This is a genomic window from Nocardioides malaquae (assembly GCF_015070385.1).
GTDB lineage: Bacteria > Actinomycetota > Actinomycetes > Propionibacteriales > Nocardioidaceae > Nocardioides > Nocardioides malaquae.
The window spans coordinates 1-3,985 of record NZ_JADCSA010000027.1; the positions used below are offsets into that span (position 1 = coordinate 1).

At 63.5% G+C, this 3,985-nt stretch carries 5 protein-coding genes and 1 tRNA gene; 5 read left to right on the top strand and 1 reads right to left on the bottom strand.

Annotated features, from left to right (window positions below; genetic code table 11):
- A partial coding sequence (locus IEQ44_RS17095) for a hypothetical protein (RefSeq protein WP_227487595.1) occupies window positions 1-347 on the top strand: 347 nt, incomplete at its 5' end.
- A 143-nt stretch (window positions 348-490) separates the two neighbouring features.
- Window positions 491-1,123: a hypothetical protein gene (locus IEQ44_RS15435; RefSeq protein ID WP_193639372.1), complete on the top strand. Its 633-nt coding sequence runs from the start codon at window positions 491-493 to the stop codon at window positions 1,121-1,123.
- Between the two features lie 211 nt (window positions 1,124-1,334).
- Here the strand turns inward: IEQ44_RS15435 and IEQ44_RS15440 are convergent, their stop codons facing one another.
- Window positions 1,335-2,423 carry a DUF8606 domain-containing protein gene (locus IEQ44_RS15440; RefSeq protein ID WP_193639373.1) on the bottom strand — a complete coding sequence of 363 codons (1,089 nt, stop codon included), beginning with the start codon at window positions 2,421-2,423 and terminating at the stop codon, window positions 1,335-1,337.
- A 255-nt stretch (window positions 2,424-2,678) separates the two neighbouring features.
- Here IEQ44_RS15440 and IEQ44_RS15445 point away from each other — a divergent pair, with 255 nt between their 5' ends.
- The 3 genes from IEQ44_RS15445 (at window position 2,679) to IEQ44_RS15455 (ending at window position 3,812) form a co-directional block, all read left to right on the top strand.
- Window positions 2,679-3,113 carry a GvpU-like protein gene (locus IEQ44_RS15445; protein ID WP_193639374.1) on the top strand — a complete coding sequence of 145 codons (435 nt, stop codon included), beginning with the start codon at window positions 2,679-2,681 and terminating at the stop codon, window positions 3,111-3,113.
- Window positions 3,114-3,336: 223 nt separating this feature from the next.
- Window positions 3,337-3,549, top strand: coding sequence for a hypothetical protein (locus IEQ44_RS15450; protein ID WP_193639375.1), 213 nt, complete (start codon window positions 3,337-3,339; stop codon window positions 3,547-3,549).
- 190 nt (window positions 3,550-3,739) lie between these two features.
- A tRNA-Lys gene (locus IEQ44_RS15455) sits at window positions 3,740-3,812 on the top strand.
- Window positions 3,813-3,985 lie beyond the last annotated feature (173 nt).

Sequence of the window (3,985 nt, forward strand, 5' to 3'; positions counted from 1 at the left end):
GAAAGACAGTCCAGCAGGACGTCAGTCGGATGAGACGAGCCACGACCGCCGCGGGCGGTTCTCATCATTACTGTCGGCGACTCAGTCTAAGGTTGGAGCCACTTCCCGATCTACCGGACTCCACGGCCCGCCGGTGTCTAGCGTTGGGGGTGAAGGGGGACACGATGAGCACTGTTTCAATTGCACGAATCACCGAGGAACAGGCAATCACGCGCCGTGATCACATCCTCGCTGAGATCGGTGACCTTGAGGCCTTCAGAGCCCGCGCCCACGATTACCTCCTGGACGTGCGCGAACAGGCTCTGTTCAACGAACTCGAAGACCTGGACTACCTGCTAGCACTGTGAGAAGCCCTAAGCGGCGCGGTCAAGGCACAAGCGCCGAGGCAGCGTTCGACACCCTCGACGTCCAAGCGAGACGTTTCGCAGAAGATCTCACTGCAATAGTCAGGGCCATCGCCCCGGACTGCAGCCCGTTCACGGCGCTTCTCATGGCCAAGCGGGACGGTAGCGAGGGATTCACCGTTCGCCAGGAGCCGACCGAAGGCATCTTCTTGCGTGTTGGTGGCGAGCCCCTCATCCGTCTCACCGTCAGTTTCCACTGCACCCTCGATGGCATCGGGCACTACCTCGCGGTGGACGACACCAAGATCAAGGTCTACGCCGATGGCGACAGACAACCGCTCTTTCGGTACGAGTACGACCGTGGCGCAGTTCCTGACATGCCCGCCGCGCACGTCCAGTTCCATGCACACCGTGACGCCTTTGCGCACGTAATGAGTCGCGCGGGCGAAGCAACCCCGCGGGGGAAGAGGCGCGCACGAGGTAAGGCGGTACCGCGCATCGAGGACCTGCATTTTCCGGTCGGCGGGCATCGATTTCGTCCGTGCTTAGAAGACGTACTGGAAATGCTGGTGATCGAGTTCGGGGTGGACTCGACCCCGGAAGGGTTGGAAGCGCTGCGTGATGGGCGCGAGGGTTGGAGACGCGCCCAGATCGGTGCGGTGGTTCGCGATGCTCCCGATGTAGCCATCAGAGTGTTGACCGAACTTGGTTACGAAGTACGTCTCAAGTCTGGCACCAAGAGACCGGGCGAGAAAACCAAGCGGCTGCGGGACTTCTGAGACCTCGGGGCTCGGACGCGTGCAACGGCCGACCGCCTCCGGAGGCCGAACGAGGCGCCCACAGGTCGCGGGCACAGCGCGCGCAGGTGGCCGACGGTTGGGACTGCTGCACGAACGAGTGACAGGTCAGGTCAGTCAGCACCCTTCCCGTCAGCGGCGACAGAACACGTGGCAGGCCCCCTCCGTCGGCACCCGACGGGTCGGCTTCGTATCAGTCGTCGAGGTTGAACGCAGTGCTCACCTGTTCGATGGTGAATGCCTGGCGAAGTTTCGCGACACTGTTCTGGTTGGCGAACATCCCCTTCTGCCATACGGCCTTCGCCTTCGGGACGGTGTGGGTCCACTCGATGGGGACGGCCCACTCTGCGATCTCGTCATCCTCGTCGCCTGGTCGCGTGTAGTTCCCGAGTAGCGGCAGTGAGGCAAGGAAGATTGGCCCGTCGCCGGTATCGATCTTCAACTGGTCAAATCGAGTCGCCGTCCCGGTCACGGTGCCGACACCGACGTAGCCGCTCCCGGGGATGCAGGCGAACACTCGCCCTCCGACAGGCAAGTTCTTGAGGGTGCGCGAGTACCAGGATTGGCCACCTGCCGACACGAACCCGTGGGTCGCGGCATCGACCCAGTTGCGACTGGTCCCGTCGTCACCGAACGAGCAATACCAGTCCTGACCGTTCCACGGCTCCTTCGACTTTACCTGTTTCCCCGACGACCCACTCTTGGTCGGCTGCATCTCGTGATCGACAAGCCACGTCCTGGCGAGATAACGGTTGCCGCCGTCCTCGAAGTGTCGGAAGAAGACGACGTTGATGGGGATCCCGTAGCCCTCGTTGAGGAACCGGACGATACGTTCCGTCGCCGCATCCACGGTGGCGGCGACAATGGTGAACACCTGCGAGGTGTTGAGGTCTTCAGGCGGCGCATCACCGAAGGCCTCTGCGAAAGCCACTTCGAACGGTTTGTGGGGTTTGTAGGAGTTCCAGATGGCGACGATGTCTCCGCGCGACAGGGTCGACACCCAGGAGCCGTAGTCGAGGGCCTGCGCGGTGACGTCGCGCGGCGTCTTGTCCCGTTTGAGTTCGAGGACGTGCACGGTCCCTGTCTCGTCGACGGCCAGAAGGTCGACGTAACCGCCGTGGGCCGTAGGCACCTGTCGTCCGATCAGGAGCAGACTCGTGCCGAGCATCGTGGGATCGGACTCGATGTACGTCTCCAGTTGCGATTCCAGCCCGATCGAAGTCGGCTCAATCCGCTCCAACTTGCTGCCGTCAGCGCGCCACAGTCCCATCTCAAGTGCCATGAGCGAAGCCTGCCAGCAAGCACCGACAAACGGCAGCGCCAACTTCAAGTTGAAAAAGCAGGTGAACCCTGAGGCCTCGGCTGACCTGCTGCGGGGAAGGTCTGCCAGAGCCTCCCGTCGAGGAGCATGACATTCGTGAGCGTCCACGCGCAGGGGCGTTGCTGGAAGACCCTTCTTGGACAGTGAAACCGAGTCCGGGACGCGCCTTCTCCAGTTGATCCCGCACGTGCTTCCGCGGCGTGGGAGCATCAAGACGTGACCGAAACCATGGGCGCCTGGTTCAGACATGACGACGACAACTGTGATCCGTTGCTCGGACATCTTGAGTCCTTGGCCGAGGCTGGCTGGCGGGTGTCACTGCTCGTCGGCGGACTGCAGGTCTCAGGCACGATGGTCACCGTTCACGAGTACCTAAAGGCCTTCGACGAACAACTCGCTACCTACGACACCGACATGGGATCTCACGCCGGGTTCCTCCGCCACGGCGTGGGGACAGCCGAACCGTCACAGCACCCGCTCAACCTCCCGGACGCGATCAACCGGGAGCCCGACGTCAAGCGTGCCCGCTGGATCCACCTCATGCGCGCCAAGATCACGCGGCCTGGCGAGGCGCCCCAGCGGGTGCCGTTGTGGCGTGGACGCACTTCCGGCATCGACGGCTGGTCCCTGCTGTCACGCAAGCACCGCTGAGCCCGCAATTGAGCGCCTCATCACGCAGCCCTTGACGCGAGTCGGGACTGCTGCGCTCGACTCCCACCTCAGCATCCATAACGATGCGCGCTACATACCCCTGGGCTACGGGGGCCGCTCGTCCGCCTACTCGGCGAGCGCGTCAGCCGCAGGGGTACTAACTCGCGCAATGCGACGCTCAGGACTCGGCATGACTGCGGAATCACCCACAAACTGGCACACGGTGAAAGGCACCGAACCGACCGCCACCGCCATCCCTCGGTGGCGCGTCGCCAAGACCCTCGACACACAAGGACCCGTCGCCGCGCTCAAGGTGATGGGCAAGTACGACCCCCGGAACCTGAGGGTCGGTGCGCTCAACGACTTCCTCAACCGGACCACCACAGCCGAAGTCGCAGACGTGTCTGGCGAGCGGCCGTCCTTCAAGGGTCTCTGACACCTCAGCAGCACTTCCATGCGGGCAAGTAGCGCCGCCGCTCCTGACTACAAGTCCAGACCGGCGGCGCTGCGTATCCGGCGGTCGGCTGGCAATCGCCCAAACCGCCCCCGGTAGGCTCCGCCTCACGGAGGTTCCATTCCGTCGAGGGTTCCGTAGAGGGTTCCGTCGATTAAAGGGTGGAACCCCCGGGCCTCTAGCTCAATTGGCAGAGCTCCGGACTTTTAATCCGTTGGTTGTGGGTTCGAGTCCCACGGGGCCTACCGAGTCACCGACCGCAGCAGGTCGTACGCCTGCTGCGCCGACGCCACGCCGGTGAGACGTGCGCGGTCCCGGACGACCGCCCCCTACCCTCAGGCTCAGTGTGAGGCTTCTGCTGCCGCTGTTGCGGTGGTTGGATCCCGAGCACCTGGTGTCTGGCTCGTAGCCTCCGTGC